General features: G+C 50.8%; 12 protein-coding genes, 1 pseudogene and 1 other annotated feature. Of the genes and pseudogenes, 3 read left to right on the forward strand and 10 right to left on the reverse strand.

Going from position 1 to position 16182, the window contains the following annotated elements; translation table 11 throughout:
* Positions 1 to 87: 87 nt before the first annotated feature.
* The gene (locus tag ACKX14_RS07070; protein ID WP_422446068.1) at positions 88 to 861 is read right to left on the reverse strand and encodes a DUF72 domain-containing protein; all 774 of its coding nucleotides are present in this window, start codon (positions 859 to 861) and stop codon (positions 88 to 90) included.
* A 476-nt stretch (positions 862 to 1337) separates the two neighbouring features.
* Complete coding sequence (locus tag ACKX14_RS07075) at positions 1338 to 1832, reverse strand: hypothetical protein (RefSeq protein WP_422446070.1); 495 nt, start codon at positions 1830 to 1832, stop codon at positions 1338 to 1340.
* A 133-nt stretch (positions 1833 to 1965) separates the two neighbouring features.
* Here ACKX14_RS07075 and ACKX14_RS07080 point away from each other — a divergent pair, with 133 nt between their 5' ends.
* The gene (locus tag ACKX14_RS07080) at positions 1966 to 2556 is read left to right on the forward strand and encodes an exonuclease SbcC (protein WP_422446072.1); all 591 of its coding nucleotides are present in this window, start codon (positions 1966 to 1968) and stop codon (positions 2554 to 2556) included.
* 55 nt (positions 2557 to 2611) lie between these two features.
* Here the strand turns inward: ACKX14_RS07080 and ACKX14_RS07085 are convergent, their stop codons facing one another.
* From ACKX14_RS07085 to gap, 8 genes are all read right to left on the reverse strand, one after another.
* The gene (locus tag ACKX14_RS07085; protein WP_422446074.1) at positions 2612 to 4039 is read right to left on the reverse strand and encodes an FG-GAP-like repeat-containing protein; all 1428 of its coding nucleotides are present in this window, start codon (positions 4037 to 4039) and stop codon (positions 2612 to 2614) included.
* 164 nt (positions 4040 to 4203) lie between these two features.
* Positions 4204 to 5406 (reverse strand): aspartate kinase, encoded by a 1203-nt coding sequence (locus ACKX14_RS07090; RefSeq protein WP_422446076.1) that lies wholly within the window; start codon positions 5404 to 5406, stop codon positions 4204 to 4206.
* 422 nt (positions 5407 to 5828) lie between these two features.
* Positions 5829 to 7193, reverse strand: coding sequence for a 3-phosphoshikimate 1-carboxyvinyltransferase (gene aroA / locus ACKX14_RS07095; protein WP_422446078.1), 1365 nt, complete (start codon positions 7191 to 7193; stop codon positions 5829 to 5831).
* 2 nt (positions 7194 to 7195) lie between these two features.
* Positions 7196 to 8107, reverse strand: coding sequence for a prephenate dehydrogenase (locus tag ACKX14_RS07100; RefSeq protein WP_422446080.1), 912 nt, complete (start codon positions 8105 to 8107; stop codon positions 7196 to 7198).
* On the reverse strand, positions 8097 to 9122 hold the full coding sequence (gene aroF / locus ACKX14_RS07105; protein ID WP_422446081.1) for a 3-deoxy-7-phosphoheptulonate synthase: 1026 nt from the start codon (positions 9120 to 9122) through the stop codon (positions 8097 to 8099). Before aroF ends, ACKX14_RS07100 begins: the two co-directional genes overlap by 11 nt.
* A gap of 89 nt (positions 9123 to 9211) precedes the next feature.
* On the reverse strand, positions 9212 to 10147 hold the full coding sequence (gene pheA, locus ACKX14_RS07110) for a prephenate dehydratase (protein ID WP_422446083.1): 936 nt from the start codon (positions 10145 to 10147) through the stop codon (positions 9212 to 9214).
* 49 nt (positions 10148 to 10196) lie between these two features.
* Positions 10197 to 10460, reverse strand: a binding site (T-box leader).
* Between the two features lie 127 nt (positions 10461 to 10587).
* On the reverse strand, positions 10588 to 11100 hold the full coding sequence (locus ACKX14_RS07115; RefSeq protein WP_422446085.1) for a gamma carbonic anhydrase family protein: 513 nt from the start codon (positions 11098 to 11100) through the stop codon (positions 10588 to 10590).
* Between the two features lie 69 nt (positions 11101 to 11169).
* The gene (gene gap, locus ACKX14_RS07120; protein ID WP_422446087.1) at positions 11170 to 12225 is read right to left on the reverse strand and encodes a type I glyceraldehyde-3-phosphate dehydrogenase; all 1056 of its coding nucleotides are present in this window, start codon (positions 12223 to 12225) and stop codon (positions 11170 to 11172) included.
* Between the two features lie 940 nt (positions 12226 to 13165).
* Between gap and ACKX14_RS07125 the strand changes: the two are divergent.
* Positions 13166 to 13837, forward strand: a pseudogene (locus ACKX14_RS07125) (phosphodiester glycosidase family protein); the annotation flags it as partial.
* Between the two features lie 1944 nt (positions 13838 to 15781).
* Entirely contained in the window at positions 15782 to 16138 is a 357-nt protein-coding gene (locus tag ACKX14_RS07130; RefSeq protein WP_422446172.1) for a copper amine oxidase N-terminal domain-containing protein, read from the forward strand.
* Positions 16139 to 16182: the final 44 nt, after the last annotated feature.

A 16182-nucleotide genomic window follows, 5' to 3' on the forward strand; every position in this document is an offset into this window, starting at 1 on the left:
AAGGTGGTCTTGTTTCGTCTTAAAATTTTTTCTACATTCGGCAGCCGTTTTTTGCAAATTGACCCAATAAAAAAATTTGCTTCCGCTTCACGCCATTTCCAGCAAAGCCTGAAGCTGCCTGGCATTTAAAACGGCCTGAGCGTTAAAATGATTGTTCATGGCGACAAAAACGACTTCAGTCTTTTTGGAAAGTTCTCTGATCTTGGGCACCCACTGGGAAAGTTCCTCTTCGGAATAAAGATAATCGTAGCGTTCATAGGGTTTCTGGTGGTTATACCACTTTTGGGCGTTTCTCCCATGGAACCTTACATACCCTATGGAAGCGGTGGCCACCGCCACCGGAGGCAGCAGGCCTTTAATCTGAGGTTCGTCCACGCAAACAAAGGCCATGTCGTATTCCCTGAGCAGTTTCATGATTTCAAGCCTCAACCAGTCATCGGTCCTGAACTCCACAGCCACCGGCAAATCTCGCAGCCTTTCCCTCAGTTTTTTCAAATAATCCCGGTTTTTCTCGTTGTTGTGAAAGCTGTACGGAAACTGCGCGAGGACGCAAGCCAGGCGGTTTGACTCGACCAGCGGTGCAAGAGCATCCCTGAACTTCCCGACGGTTGTATCGCTCAAATCGCCATGATGGGTCATTCCTCCGAAGGCCTTTACCACAAACAGAAAGCCTTCCGGGGTTTTCCTTGCCATGTGGTAAAACATGTAGGCGCTGGGCATACTGTAATAACTGGAATTGACCTCTGTAAAGGGAAAAACCTTGCTGTAAAAGGAAAGCATATCTTTGTCCTTGATGTTCTCCGGGTAAAACTTACCCTTCCAGTCCTTATAGGCATAGCCGGCAGTGGCAATCAATATCAAGTTTTTTGCCCCCCTTTATATGAAAAAAATTCAATTACGATTTCAGCATAAAAAAGCCGACTCCGGTGGCGGGGCCGGCCTGGCACCTCACCTTCCAGCCGGATGTTCTAAGGCCGCGCCTCATAGCTCCGCAGGGCTTGAGCCGGCAGTTCCACCTCCTGGCTCAATGCCGGCCGGAGTATTTCTGCTTGCCTCCCCTGACGGGTAGCCGCAGAAGGCGGGTATTGTGGCGAGCCAAGAAGCTCTTTGAATTCGGTCCATGGTATCCTCGGCCGCCACGAACCAGCATCGATGCGTTTTCACGCTGAAATCAATTATATTATACCGATACGATGGCCACTTTTACAGTTTTTTGTGCTGTGCAATTTTAGGACAAAAAAAGCGGGCTAACCCGCTTTTTTAAATGCCATTACATTAAAATTTGCACCGAGAAATTTCAGGCAATTGAAATGCAGACCGTTTAAAGCAAAGCGCTTCTAATGGGTTTCCACATCTCTGGCGCCGTTTTTTCTCATTATGTCTGCGGCGGTATTTACCTTTTGATCATGGGCTCTTACGGCCGCCAGCATTTTTCCCTTCTTAACTTCTCCCTCATAGTACCTGCCCCGCTCTTCGGGAATTCCCCAGTCAATAAGGCCTCCCGCTATTCCGCCGGTGGCCGCTCCGGAAAGCAACCCCGCTATGGGGCCGGCCGCAATAATGGGCCCAAGCCCTGGTACCGCCAGTGCTCCAGCCCCCAGCGCCAGGCCAGCCAGGCCTCCCAGAACCCCGCCGGTGGTGGTGCCGTCGGCCACGGTCCCCATCCCAAGAACATCGCCGCCTTCATCGCCATTGCCGTTATTACCGTCTCCCCGGCCTCCTTTTGCCACGATGGATATTTCATTGATGTCAAAGCCCGAATTGCGCATCTCCGATACGGCTTTCTCGGCCTGTTCCCTGCTGTCGAACACTCCGATTACTGTTTTGGCCATTTTTGTTATTCCTCCTCCAGATAAATTTTATCAATGTTATTTTATCCTCTTTTCCGCAGGCTATTCCGCGTATTGAAGGTTTAAAAAAAGGAGATATTAAAAAAAGAAATACTGAAGTGGAGGAGGAAAAAAAGTGGCCGACAAGAACGATATAACCCAGAAGAGCAAAGCCGACAAAACAATGAGCGAAATTAGCGAAAGGCTTGGAACCGAAACGGTAAACCAGATCCAGGAAATTGTGAATCAGCAGCGGGGGCAAAACAACATTCAATACCAGAATGCTCAGCACCAGCAATTTGCAAAAGAAGTGGAAAGCCTGGTTAACTCCGCCCGTGAACAGCAGATGGCCTCGGAGCAGCAGATCCAGAGCACTCTCAACCAGGCTTCCACCAGCCTGATGGACGCCCGGCGCCTGGAAAATCTGTACAGCAGCGCTCAACAGCTGCAGCAGGCGGCCCAGCTCGGAATTTCCAACCTGCAGATGAATGCGAAACAGTACAGGCAAACCATAGAGCAGATGGAAAAACAGTGTCACGAGCAGCAGGTGGCCATGGACATGCAGGTGGTGCAATCCATGCAGCAGGCCATTTCCGCCATGGCCCAGGCTCAAAGCGCTCTCCTGCAGAGCCAGGCCATCAACAAGATGTTCGATTCCATAACAAAGTGCCAGGACAGCCTTATACAGATAGAGCAGATGAGCAAAACCCCAACAACCACCATGTGAAAAGTAAAGGGTATGGCCGCTTTCAAGCGGCCATACCGCGGGCTTGCCGGAACATTCAATCGTCCCAGTGGGGTTTTATCAGCTTAACTATCATCTCAAACAATACGGTGATTTTTATCCTTCTGGGGCTTATCACATCCACGTTTATATGCTCCACTTTGAAAAACACCAGCGCCTCCAGGCCCGGGTCTGCACCATACAGATGGACAAACTCCAGAAACGGGAACCCGGCCTCAAAAAAGTGGACAGGTTGCGAAGGCAGGGCGGCCACATACAAAATTTTTGCCGTCACTTCTCCGCCGACAATCACCTTATCCCACAGAACTTTGACCTCATCTATGGAAAACCTGGCTGAAGCTTCAATTCCCCTGGCCGCATCGGGCTTTCCGGGAGGAATCTCCACCGTATCCTGGATGATGGCCTGAATTTTGCCAACCCACAGTTTGCCCCGCTGCAAGTCCCTCCTGGCTTCCATAACGTAAATATAGCCGTAAACCGTACCTATGACGATTTCTCCAAGACCTCTCTGGTTCAACTCCCCGGCGGCGACGCATATAACACCGTTGGGGATGGTATGATTCCATTCCAGGGCCAGGGTCTTACCGCGCCTGCCAAAAATTTGGACAGAACTTATGCCTACTATCACCAGCTCGTTTTGCCCGTCACCGTCTATATCAAACACCGCAGTATCCCGCGGGTCCTGACCTAAATCGTGGCTTTCCCACATGACATCGTATGCGCCTCCCCTGTGGCAGAGGACCTGCACCCTGCGGTCTTTGCAGTCAAAGATCACTTCGGTCCTGCCGTCCCCATCAAGGTCCGCCGCCGTTAGAAAGGCCCTGCCGCCCCCTGTGACGCCACCACCCCATTTTTCCATCCTTTTGCCGCCCATAAAACTCATTATGTGAATCGCACCGCCTCCGTATCCGGCTTCCCTCACCACCACTTCCAGATGACCATCCCCGTCGGTATCGCCTGTGGCTACACAGAATACCGGATTTCTGAACAATTCCGATTTTACAAAAACCAATTTTCCATCAAAGCGTAAGATGTAAATTCTTGCCCTGCCTTTTACCGCCGCAACTATTTCCGGTCTTCCGTCGCCGTCAATATCCCCAACCGCCAGGGAAATAACTCCGCCTTCCACCGATGTGGATTCGGCTATCCTGATGAGTTCCTTCCCCCTCATCTTGTATATGAATATGCCCCTGTCGCTGCCTATTATTATCTCGTCTTTACCGTCCCGATCTATATCGCAAACCTTTATACAGCGCGTGTCTTCACTCCCCAGTGAAACCCGGGCCATTTCATGGTAGGCTTTCCCAGAAAATCTAAAAACATAAAGATTAGAATTACCCGAAACGGCGGAGGACGTGCCTGCCACAATATTTACTGAGCCGTCGCCGTTTACGTCCCCGAGAGCAACCCTTGTTTCCTGGCCGAGGTCTTTACTTGCCCATTGCAGTTGATAAGTCTGCCTCATTTGCCCCCCTCCTCGAAAATCCTCTTCTTTGTCTTTATATATATTATTCAGGAGCAGAGGCGAAGGACAGTATCAACAGCTTAATTTTAGTGCAGAAGCGCATAGCCGGCGGTTCGTGACGGCCAAAGGCGCAGTAGAAAAAGCGACTTCGCTAAAAATAAACTTTATACAGCCTCCCTTTTCCCTTCGATAAAGAAAACGTTATATGCCGCTCTTACCGCCTCGTAAGAAAACTCTCGCGGTACAGCCACAAAAAATTGATTTTGCAGATTCCCGGAAGCCTCCGCGGGAATTTTTATAGAAGAGAGCATAGATTTAATTCGCCGGGCTATGGCACCGGCGTTAACAACGGTACCGTTTTCATTAAAAACTACGGTTAACCTGGACAGATTTTCTTTGAGTTCGATGTCCGCTTTTAGCATACCGGCAAGATCTACGGCCAACGTTTTTTTGTCTTCAAGCATTAACAGCCCCGCCGCCCTGTCATCGCCTTGAAGAGCGACGGGCTGACCCAGGCCTTCAATCCTTTTGGTCTCTTCCGCGGAAAATCCCTCATCCCTGCGGAAAAGCGCCAGCGCCAGGCCTTCCTGCAGGGCTATACCCGATACAGGCAAACTGCTTTCGCCGTCACACAACAGGGTCCCTTCCCCGCTTTCGAAAGTGGATTTTATCCTGACGGGTATGTTAAAATCCATTGCGGCTTTAACCGCCCTGGGATGGATTACCTTCGCCCCGTTTTCCGAAAGGGCCAGCATTTCTTTAAAGGAAATTTGCGAGATGTAAGGAGCTTCCGGCACAATGCACGGGTCGGCAACCGCCACTCCAGGCACGTCGGTGTATATTTCCACCAGGTCGGCTTTTAAATACCCTCCCAGCACTACAGCCGTGGTATCGCTTCCGCCGCGGCCCAGAGTGGTTATCTCCCCCTTTTCAGTCTGACCCTGGAAACCAGCCACAACCACCACTTTGCCTTCCTTAAGTTTCCCCATTATGGGTGCCGGGTCCACCCTTATGACATCGGCATTGCCGAAATCGCCGCTGGTAAAAATCCCCGCCTGGAAACCCGTCATGGCCTCGGCCGGAATCCCTTTTGATTCTATGTAAGAGGCCATGACCGCGGCGGATATGATTTCTCCGCATGCCATAATAAGGTCTTTTTTACGCGGGCAAACACTTCCTCCATGAAGTTTTAAAAGCTCTATCAATGTGTCTGTGGCATAGGGATCCCCCTTTCGGCCCATGGCCGAGACCACAACCACCACATCATTGCCCGCTCTTTTTGCCGAAAGGATGTAATTCAGGGCCGCTTTCCTGCCGGCGGCGGTTTTTAACGATGTTCCCCCGAATTTTTGAACTATGAGCCCCATAGCTTTCCCTCCCCTGAAGACATTTAGCGTTAACAAGAATACATCGCCCGGTCTATGTCCTTGTACCGTGAACATATGTAGTCATTTAGAGAACATTTAGCATATTATATTCGGCGTAAATTTAAAAAATCCTTCTTTTGCAAAAATTTTACTCTTCCGAATATTTCTTTTGCCTTGTCCGGTGTCTTTCGGTGCCAGCAGTCTTTCGAGGAAGAAAGGCAAGGGAGCAACGATTTCTGGCATGACTTCCGGCTCCCGGTATGCCACCGGCAGCCGGAATTTAAAGTTTTCACTGCCGGAGCGCATAAAAAAAGGCACAGCAAATGCTGTACCTTTAAAAGTCTATTACCATGCATAGAGAGCCAAAGCACACACTTTAAAGCCTCCATAAGAATGTTTTTTTCAGCACGGCGCAGGAACCGTCACCGTGACAGATTCTCGAGGGTGTCAAAGAAACCGGGATAAGATATGTTCACACAGCCGGCGTCTTCGATGCAGGTTTCTCCTTCGGCCCCGGCCCCGGCCACAGCCAGCGCCATGGCCACCCGGTGGTCGCCGAAGCTCCTGACGCGGTTACCTCTCAGCCTGCAGGGGCCAAATATTTCCATGCCGTCCCGGGTTTCTTTTATGCGGGCGCCGAGTCTCGAGAGGCCCTCCACCATGGCCGCTATCCTGTTGCTCTCTTTTACTCTCAACTCTTGCGCGTCCTTTATAACCGTTACGCCTTCGGCAAAGGCCGCTGCCACGGCCAGGACCGGGATTTCGTCGATAAGCCTGGGAATGATTTCGCCCTCCACGGTTATGCCGGAGAGCCCGCCGCTTTTCACATGTATGTCAGCCACCGGTTCCCCGTTTCTTTCGAACATGCCCGTGACCTGAATATCGGCTCCCATCCGCCGCAGAGCTTCGATTATGCCGCTGCGGGTGGGATTTATCCCCACGTTTTTAATGAGCACATCCGACCCCGGCAGAATACAGGCCCCTGCTATGAAAAAGGCCGCCGAGGAGATGTCGCCGGGTACGGATATTTGCCGGGGTGTGAGCTTTTCCACCGGGTTAAGCCTAATGACATTGTCATGCCAGACAATATCCGCACCGAAGGCTTTCAACATGATTTCCGTGTGGTCCCGGGATTTTTGCGGCTCTTCTATGACCGTCTCCCCACTGGCATAAAGGCCCGCCAGTAGAATGGCGGATTTTACCTGGGCGCTGGCCACCGGGAGTTTATAGCGGATGGCTTTAAGTTGGGCGCCATGTATTTTTAGAGGAGCTCTGTTTCCCCCATCGGCTCCCTGAATTTTTGCCCCCATAAGCCTCAGAGGCTCCGTCACCCGGCCCATTGGCCTTTTTTGTATTGACTCGTCGCCGGTGATTTCCGCTTCAAAATTCTGCCCCGCCAGGATCCCCGATAAAAGTCTTATGGTGGTCCCCGAATTACCCACGTAAAGGGGAGCGTCGGGTTTTTTCAGGCCGCGAAGGCCCCTGCCAAAAACCGTCACTTTTATACCAGAGGTGTTTGACAGAGATTTGCCGTATTTCGCCGTTTTGCAGGGGCGGGACATATTCCCTGCAGGGGGGGATGGGTTGCGGGATATATGTATCTCGATCCCCATTTTCTTAAAGCAGTTTATGGTGGAAAGGCAGTCTTCCGCCATAAGGAAACCGTCTATTTGTGTAACACCTTCGGCAATAGCACCGAGCATTATAGAGCGGTGGGAAATGGACTTATCCCCGGGTACAAAAATCTCTCCCCTCAGGCTCACAGGACCCCTGATTATTCTATTCAAAACTACACCTCCATTCCAAGCGCAGCGCGGCGAGTCAGGTTGCAGGTATTATTCTTATACTCCCGTGCGGCATTGAAAAATTGCTCAATCCCGCGCTCATCGGAGTTTTCAATGGCGGTTTCGAGAATCGAAAGTTCTTCTTTAAAGGCCGCAATGAGCGGCAGTATCCGGTCTTTGTTGGCAATCAGTATGTCACTCCACATCCGCGTGCCCGATGCCGCTATACGGGTGGTGTCCCTCCAGCCTCCGCCGGCCACATTTATGACATCGCCTCCCGGGTGAACCCTTTTCACGGTGTTCACGAGGGTTGTGGAAATCACCTGCGGCAAATGACTTACGGCTGCCACGGCCAGGTCGTGATCTTCCGGCGACATCAGAACGGGCCTGGCCCCCAGGTCTCTCACCAGCTGAACAAGGGTCCAGAGCTCTTCGGCCCCCGTGCTTGAAGTAGGTGTAATCACATAAGAAGCGCCCATAAACAGGTCAGGCCTGGACCACCTGTAGCCCGAGCGTTCCGAACCGGCCATGGGATGGCCCCCAATAAAGGTCACCCCCGGCGCAAGAAACGGCTCCACCGCATCTATAACGCTCTTTTTCACGCTGCCGGTGTCGGTTAATATGGCTCCTTTTGGGATACAGTTCATTACCCTGCGAAGCACCGGAGCGATGTCGAAAACAGGCACGCAGAGAAATACGAGATTGACATCTTTCAGGGCCTGTTTGAGTTTTTCTTCATCTTTAATATCACGTATATTTCCGCTCGAGCCGTCTATCACACCGTCGTTTTTAGCCAGCGCCAGTGTCTCGTCATCCACGTCAAAACCCGTGACTTTAACGCCCATCTTATTAAAAGCTTTGGCCAGAGAACCCCCTATGAGCCCCAATCCCATCACGGCGACTTTTTTAATTTCCATCTGCAAAGCGCCTCCCGCTTACAGCCGCGACCTGGTTTATTTCTCTGCACAGAGCCATGAATTTTTCGGGGTTCAGGGATTGCGGCCCGTCGGAAAGGGCTTCTTTGGGGTTGGGGTGAACCTCCACTATCAGGCCGTCGGCGCCCACCGCCACGGCACCCCTGGCCAGAGGGCAAACCCAGCGCCAGTTGCCTGCGGCGTGGCTGGGGTCCACAATTACCGGAAGATGGCTTAAGTGCTTTACAATGGGAACGGCACTTATATCCAGCGTATTTCTGGTCATGGTTTCAAAAGTCCTTATACCACGCTCACAGAGGATTACGTTGAAATTGCCTTCATTCATAATATATTCGGCGGCGTTTAGCCATTCTTCAATGGTGGCCGAAAGGCCCCGCTTGAGCATAACCGGCTTGCCGGTCTTCCCCACGGCCTTCAGAAGGGGAAAGTTCTGCATGTTCCTGGCGCCGATTTGAAGTATGTCCGCATATTCGGCCACAACGTCCACCGTATCGGTTCCCACCACTTCGGTGATCACGGGGAGGCCGGTCTTTTCCCGGGCTTCCGCCAGAAGCTTCAAGCCTTCTTCGCCCATCCCCTGGAAGGAATAGGGAGAGGTCCTGGGTTTGAAAGCCCCGCCCCGGAGTATTTTGGCGCCGCCCTTTTTGACGATTTCCGCAGTCTCCAGAAGCTGCTGCCGGCTCTCCACGGCACAGGGGCCGGCCATGAGGATTACCTCATCGCCTCCTATTTCCACATCCCCGACTTTTATCACCGTGCGTTCCGGATGGAATGTGCGGCTGGCCAGTTTGTACGGTTCCATTATGGGCACTATTTTTTCCACGCCGTCCATCAGTTCGATGGGCTTATCGGCAAGCTTCCTGCGGTCGCCGATAACCCCTATTATTGTAACATCGGTTCCATGTGATATATGAACCCCAAGTCCCGCATTTTTTACCACCTCACAGACATTTTCGATATTCTTTTGGGTTGCGTTTTTTTCCATTACTATAATCAAGGGAATCGCTCCTCTCGAATCAATGTGGGCATGTAGATGACAACAGAAGAGCACCGGTTATGCCGGCGCCGGCGAACTTTTTCAATCAGTCAGCCAACCCTTTCTCCCCCCGCAGGGGGATAACCCTTTACCACCGGCTGTGCCTGATAACCTGAGGCATTTCGGTCTCTTCCGGCATATAGAGGATAATAGTTTCCTGCGGGATATGATCCCAATATTTTAAAATGGTTGGTATGAGATTTTAATTTTTCCAAAGCTTCTTTTAAAGTATTATCTTCCCTGTGGCCTTCCACTTCCATGAAGAACACGTATTCGCCCAGAGTCCTTCTGGAAGGCCTTGACTCTATCTTGGTCAGATTTAAACCCCGTTCGGCGAAGACTTTCAGGCTGTTAAAAAGGCTGCCGGGCCGGTTTTCCGTTGAAAAAACTATGGCTGTTTTATCGCGCCCGGTCCTCTTTTCATCAGAAGAGGACAATACAAAAAACCGGGTCATATTATTTTTACATCCCTGGATATCCTCCGCCAGGACCTTTAATCCGTAGATCCGGCAAAGGCGACGGCCTCCTACGGCCGCGGCATTGCCGCCCAGTTCCGAAACGATGCGGGCCGCCTCGGAGGTGCTCAGCGTATCTTTTATTACGGCCCGGGGTAAATGCTCGGATAAAAACTTCCGGCTCTGGAAAATGGCCTGGGGGTGTGAGTATACGGTTTCCACCGCCTCCAGAGGAATTTCCTCTTTGGCCAGAAGGTTCTGCCTGATGGGCAAAACGATTTCACCCTTTATTTTGACTTCCACTTCGTGTATTAACATATCGAGAGTTATGTTCACCGACCCTTCCAGGGAATTCTCCACGGGAACCACGGCCATATCGATTTCCCCGTTCAGGGCGTACATAAGTTCCGGTATGGAAGAAAATTGCATTTTTATGAAGCTTGAGCCACCCCCGGCCATTGCGAGATACTTTTCCAGCGCTTCTTCGGTAAATGTGCCTTCGGGACCCAAAAATCCTATTCTGATAGCCATATCATATCCCACCTTTTGAGTATATAAAAAAACCCCTCATCCCCCTTATAAAAGGGGCGAGAGGTTTCCCGCGGTACCACCCAAATTGGCCCTGTCTGAATAAAAGGCCCACTCTTTATAAGGGTACGAGGCACATGCTGCCTTTATACCCCCTCCCTTTTAACGGCGGAAGCTCCGGTCCCACCTACTTGCCTTCCGGCGTTCAGCTGACAGCTCCAGGGGGAACTTCAAAGGATCCCTTCATACCGGCTTTCACCCTCCCGGCTCGCTTTAAATCGAGAATCCCTCTACTTTCCCCTGTCATGGCCTATGGTCATGAAAAAATTCTTGAATTATGTTGAAAGAATTATAGTATATAATATTTCATTTGTCAATATGTAATTTTGCAGGTTTGTGGTTATTTTATGATAATGTCATCTTAAAACTTCTCAGTGAAAATGTCACTCGCTTTGTTTCATATATTCCTCCGCAAGTTCGGCATATTCTACGGCCCGTTTTCTGGCCATTTCTATGTATTCTTCAGGAAGCTGCTTCACCACTTTTGCCGGAACTCCCACCGCAAGCGAGTAGGGCGGAATTTCTTTGCCTTCGGTGACAAGAGCCCCCGCTCCGATTAATGCCCCCTCGCCAATCACCGCCCCGTCGAGGATAATGGCCCCCATGCCGATAAAGGCGTTGTCTTTTATGGTGCAGCCGTGGATTATGGCCCCGTGGCCTACGGTGACATTGCTCCCTATAACCGCCGGAAATTCACCCGCCACGTGAACAATGGCGCCGTCCTGGATATTGGTATACGAACCCACCTCTATTTTGTTCACATCGCCCCGCAGCACCGCCCGGTGCCATACGCTTGATTTTTCTCCAATGGTCACATCGCCTATCACATCGGCGGTGGGTGCTACAAAACAGGTCTCGTGAATATTGGGCGTTTTGTCCTTAAACTTTATCCGCATCCGTTTTCCCTCCAGATCCAGAATATATTGCGATAACGTCGCATAATTTTGTATTTATTTTACCAGAAATCACCGCATTGTAAAGTGGCAATCGCTCCGCCTTTTTTCATATTCACGGCAGACCCTGCCGATGTACTCCGCCAGATCCAGAACTCTCATGGTGTAGCCGTATTCATTATCGTACCATGCCAGGACTTTTACCACCCTGTCGTCGATGACCATGGTGGAAAGGCCGTCGACAATGGAAGAATGGGGATTTTTTAAAAAGTCTGCGGAAACCAGCGGTTCCTCGGTATAATCCAGTATACCTTTTAATTCCCCGGAAGATGCGTCTTTTAACAAACTGTTTACCTCTTCCTTCGAAGTGGGTTTTGCCACATTGGCCACAAAGTCTATTATCGACACCGCCGGAGTGGGAACCCTGAAGGCGCAGCCGTTCAATTTCCCCGAAAGATGGGGTATCACAAGGCCTATGGCTTTAGCGGCCCCCGTGGTGGTGGGAATTATGGACATGGCCGCCCCTCTCGCCCGTCTGAGGTCTTTATGGGGTTTATCCACCAGCCGCTGGTCGGCAGTATAAGAGTGTACCGTCGTCAGTGACCCGTTGATTATTTTCAGGTTTTTATCCAGCACTTTGACCACCGGCGCAAGGCAATTGGTGGTGCAGGACGCCGAAGACAGTATAAAATCTTTTTCAGGAGAAAAATCCCCTTCATTTACACCCATCACTACGGTCCTGTCAACATCCTCGGCCGGAGCGGTGATGATGACTCTTTTAGCCCCGGCCTTCAAATGTTTTGCCGCATCCTGGCGTTTTTTGAGTTTGCCCGTGGATTCGATAACCATGTCCACCCCCAGTTCATCCCAGGGCAATTTTTCGGGGTCTTTTTCGGCAAAAAAAGGAATGGATTTTCCATTTATTATCAGGGCATCATCGGATGCGTCCACACTGCCGGGAAAAACACCGTAAATGGAATCGTATTTGAAAAGGTGGGCATGGGGCCTTGGACCGCTGGTGCTGTTGATGGCAACCACCTCTATCTCGGCTTTCTTGCCTTCCAGCCATATTCGCAACGCGTTTTTTCCTATCCTCCCGAAACCGTTTATTGCAATCCTTACCTTCATCAGTAAAGCCTCCCTCAACTTTTTTGATGGTTGAAATTATTATATCAGAATAAATTTATTTGTGCTATATTATATTACATTTATTTCGTTATATGATGTCTTATATTCTTCTTATTTGTTTATTAATGCGTATTTATGTATTTATTTCTTGCATTTATATAGCATTTTTGCTATCTTATTATAACTTTCTCGCAGCGTTTTAATTACCGCTGGAAAAACTCAAAAATTCGGCCGTTTTGAGGGAACTTTTTTGGTCTTTTTGCGTCATTTAGAATGCAGGGCTGTAGCGGTGCATTAAAGTTTTACCGGATTTTACCTGGTTAAGCGGGGAGGAATTGGCAATTGCGTATAGAATTGTATATCTAAATAGAATTGTATATCTAATAAGAGGGGACAAAAAGGAGGGCATATAAAACAGACAAAATATCATTATATGTTCTAACATACGGAGGGATATAGAATGTTACATAAGTCATTTTTTTATGGAACAGGCTTCCGGAGAAACCGGCTTCTTCCTTTTCTCCTGACCCTTTTGTTGATTCTTTCTGTAGATCTACAGGCCTTTGCCCAGGAAATTCCCCTTTACGAAGAAATTCAGAGCTTTCCCGTGACAAAGGGAGTCGTTTACGAAAACAAAACCCTCTTCACATCTCTCGGCTGGCAGAAAATCCATGTATTAAAGGTAGACCTTTCTTCGAAAAATGTGGATGTGGATACTTTGATCGGCAGCGAAGGGCTGTCCCGGCGGGAGCCCCTCACTAAAATGGTAATTGAAAGCGGCGCGGTGGCCGGCGTAAACGGCGACTTCTTTATAATGTCGACGCCGTCATCCCCCATTGGAGTGCAGATAAAAGACGGGAAGCTGGTATCGTCGCCCTCCAACCGGAAGGACATGGCCGCCGTCGGATTGACATGGGAAAAAATCCCTCAAATTCTCCGCATGGAGTATTCAGGGAAGATAGTGGCTTCAGACGGCGCTTCTTTTGACATTGGAGGATTGAACAAGCTGGGAAACGCTTATGGTAAAATTTTCGTATATACGCCGGAATTCGGCTCCACCACGCCGGAACCGGCATCAAACAGCCCGAATCTTACCTTTGCCGTGACGCAGGGCGAAAAAGTTGTCTCCATTTTCGACGGCAGGGTTGCCGATATTCCAGGTGACGGCATGGTGCTTGCCGCCGGCGGGGAGGGAGCAAATTTCATAAAATCCCACTTGAGCGCGGGAGACACCGTTAAGCTGGATCTGGCCATAAATCCCGACATTTCCAATTTAAAAATGGCCATGGGCGGCGGAGCCGTCCTGGTGGAAAACGGCAAAATTCCTGCAAGCTTTTCGCACAATATCCCCGGTCAAAACCCCAGGACCGCCGTCGGGTTTTCCTCCGATAAAAAAACCATGATTCTGGTGGTGGTAGACGGACGCCAGGCTCAAAGCCGTGGCATGACCCAGCAGGAACTGGCGGAGCTTATGGTTAAACTGGGGGCTTCCGACGCGGTAAATCTTGACGGCGGCGGTTCTTCCACCATTGTGGTAAGACCCCTGGGAGAAAAACAGCCCAAACTCGCAAACAGCGTGTCGGAAGGTGTTCAGAGGCCGGTACCCAACGGCATAGGCATATTCTCGACAGCGCCGACGGGAAAAGTCTACGGCTTCAAGATAGCGGCCGCATCTTTCAACGTGCCGAAAGGCGGACACCGTGTCTTTAAAGTGCTGGCTTATGACGAAAATTACAACCCTGTGGATGTGGACCCCGCTGCAGTGCAGTGGAGCGTCACAGGCGGATTGGGAAAATTTGATAAAAATGTATTTGCCGCCGCAAAAAGCGGCACAGGAAAGGTTACGGCCACCCTGGGGGGGATTAAGGCGACCCAGGAAATAAGGGTGCTTGAGGCCCCGGTCGCGCTTTCGGTGGCACCCGAAAAAGTCCAGGTCAATCCGGGAGCCAAAACCTCCTTCGAAGTTTACGTTACCGACAAAAATGGCTACAAGGCTCCGGTGGAACCTTTTGATGTAAACTGGCAGGTGCTGGGCGGCGTGGGGACTGTAAACGGCAGCGAATTTACTGCGGCTTCGAATTCCGCCAGCGGTGCTGTTATAGCCGGTTTTTCCGGTTTGAAGAGCGGCGCCCCGGTGCTTGTGGGAACGAACAAAATACTGCTGGATAACTTTGAAAAGCCCGACGGCAAGGGGTTTACCTCCTACCCGGCCGGAGTGGGAGGTTCCTTTAACATAACCGCTCCGCCGGAACCGGTGTACAGCGGCCGGTATTCCGGCAGACTGTCTTACGATTTTTCCGGAGGTGAAGGCACAAAGGCGGCCTACCTGACTTTCGGTTCTGAAGAAGAGGGCTTTCCTCTCCCTGAAGGCACCGAAAAGATAGGCCTCTGGGTATACGGCCGGGCCCAGGGCCACTGGCTCCGGGGCATGGTGAAAGACTCCGAAGGCAAAGAATACACCATCGATTTTGCCGGCAATATCAACTGGCTTGACTGGCGCTGGGTGGAGGCAAGCCTGCCGCAGGGCAAAGGGCCTTTCAACTTAAAGCGCATATATGTCGTGGAAACCGACCCATCGAAAAACGATGCGGGCTCCGTTTATCTGGATGACCTTACTGCGATGATTTCCATGAAATTCGACTATTCTCTTTTGCCCCCACCACCCGCATTGTTCGATGAGGCCAACACCGCCTCGAAGGGTGGCGGCCTTGTGGTGGGAGCTTTCGGAGACCTGCTTTTGACCCCCGACTACAGCCAGGTAAATCAAAAGACTCTAAGTCTAGCGGCATCTCAGCTGGAGCAGAATAAAGCCGGCATAAAGGTTATATCCGGGCGGGTATACGCCGGTGGACCCGCACCCAAAAACCTGCAGGCAATGCTGAAAAACTTCAGGTCTGCGGGCAGCGGCTATGCCACTTATTCTGATAAAGAAGCTTTCTTCATATTCCTGGACGCCTCAAAGGGAAGTCTGCGACTTACCGACTACAATCAGTGGATTAAGCTGCAGGCGGATCTGAAATCCATACAGGGCAAAAACAAAGCGGTTTTTGTCGTCGTGGACAGGGCGCCGGAGGCCTTTTCGGACCCTCTCGAGGGCGAGTTGTTAAAAAAGCTCCTGTCGGGTTATGCAAAGGACGGGAAATGCCAGATATGGGTGCTATACGGCGGAGCCGAGCGCTTCGGAGCCCGAATGGAAGAAGGGGTGCACTACATCTCCATGCCGGGGGTAAACGCAAAAGAACCGGCAGTAGCCGTATTTAATGTATCAAACGGGCTGGTATCCTACCGGGTCGTCCCCCTGATAGAAAAAATTCAGCTCGAAACGCCGGCGGTAAAAAATGGCGTGCCTTCTGTTCTTAAGGTATTCGGCATTGCGCCCGGAAACCGGAAAATTTCTCTCGCCTACCCGTATGCCGTAAGCTGGAAGTTCAGTCCGGAAAAATCCGTCTCCTTCGATCCACGAACCCTTACCCTTAATGCCCGGATATCCGGCAGTGTAAGCACAACCGTAAAAGCGGCCGGGGTCTCCGCCGCCTTCAACCTTTCCGTTCTTGAAATGACCGTCAGGCTCAACGGAAAAGAGATGACCTTCCCGGACCAGCAGCCATATATAAACAAGAACATGCGGACCATGGTACCGGTTAGATTCATCTCCGAGGGCCTCGGAGCAAAGGTGGGCTGGGATGAAAAAAGTAAAACCGTAACGATAGAGGCAAAAGACAGGGTAATCAAACTCAGGATGGGCGAAAATAAAGCCACGGTTAACGGAAAGACATTGACATTTGACACAAAGGCCGAATTTAAAAACGGCAGGACCATGGTGCCGCTCCGATTCGTCAGCGAAGCCATGGGTGCGAAGGTTTTCTGGGATGAGGCTGCCAAAACCGTGGAGATAAACATGCCGGATATTTAATAAACGTTCAGAGCCCCAAACCTGCTGCGGCAGGTTTGGGGCTC

It is taken from the genome of Thermorhabdus hydrogeniformans (genome assembly GCF_049310025.1).
Taxonomy (GTDB): domain Bacteria; phylum Bacillota; class Thermosediminibacteria; order Thermosediminibacterales; family Tepidanaerobacteraceae; genus JBJYKD01.

What these genes read in the sequence shown, in the direction of transcription:
- ACKX14_RS07075 (WP_422446070.1), bottom strand. Translation starts at nt 1,832, where the DNA reads ATGGCCAAAACAGTAATCGGAGTGTTCGACAGCAGGGAACAGGCCGAG.
- ACKX14_RS07085 (WP_422446074.1), bottom strand. Translation starts at nt 4,039, where the DNA reads ATGAGGCAGACTTATCAACTGCAATGGGCAAGTAAAGACCTCGGCCAG.
- ACKX14_RS07090 (WP_422446076.1), bottom strand. Translation starts at nt 5,406, where the DNA reads ATGGGGCTCATAGTTCAAAAATTCGGGGGAACATCGTTAAAAACCGCC.
- ACKX14_RS07100 (WP_422446080.1), bottom strand. Translation starts at nt 8,107, where the DNA reads ATGGAAATTAAAAAAGTCGCCGTGATGGGATTGGGGCTCATAGGGGGT.
- pheA (WP_422446083.1), bottom strand. Translation starts at nt 10,147, where the DNA reads ATGGCTATCAGAATAGGATTTTTGGGTCCCGAAGGCACATTTACCGAA.
- ACKX14_RS07115 (WP_422446085.1), bottom strand. Translation starts at nt 11,100, where the DNA reads ATGCGGATAAAGTTTAAGGACAAAACGCCCAATATTCACGAGACCTGT.
- gap (WP_422446087.1), bottom strand. Translation starts at nt 12,225, where the DNA reads ATGAAGGTAAGGATTGCAATAAACGGTTTCGGGAGGATAGGAAAAAAC.
- ACKX14_RS07130 (WP_422446172.1), top strand. Translation starts at nt 15,782, where the DNA reads ATGACCGTCAGGCTCAACGGAAAAGAGATGACCTTCCCGGACCAGCAG.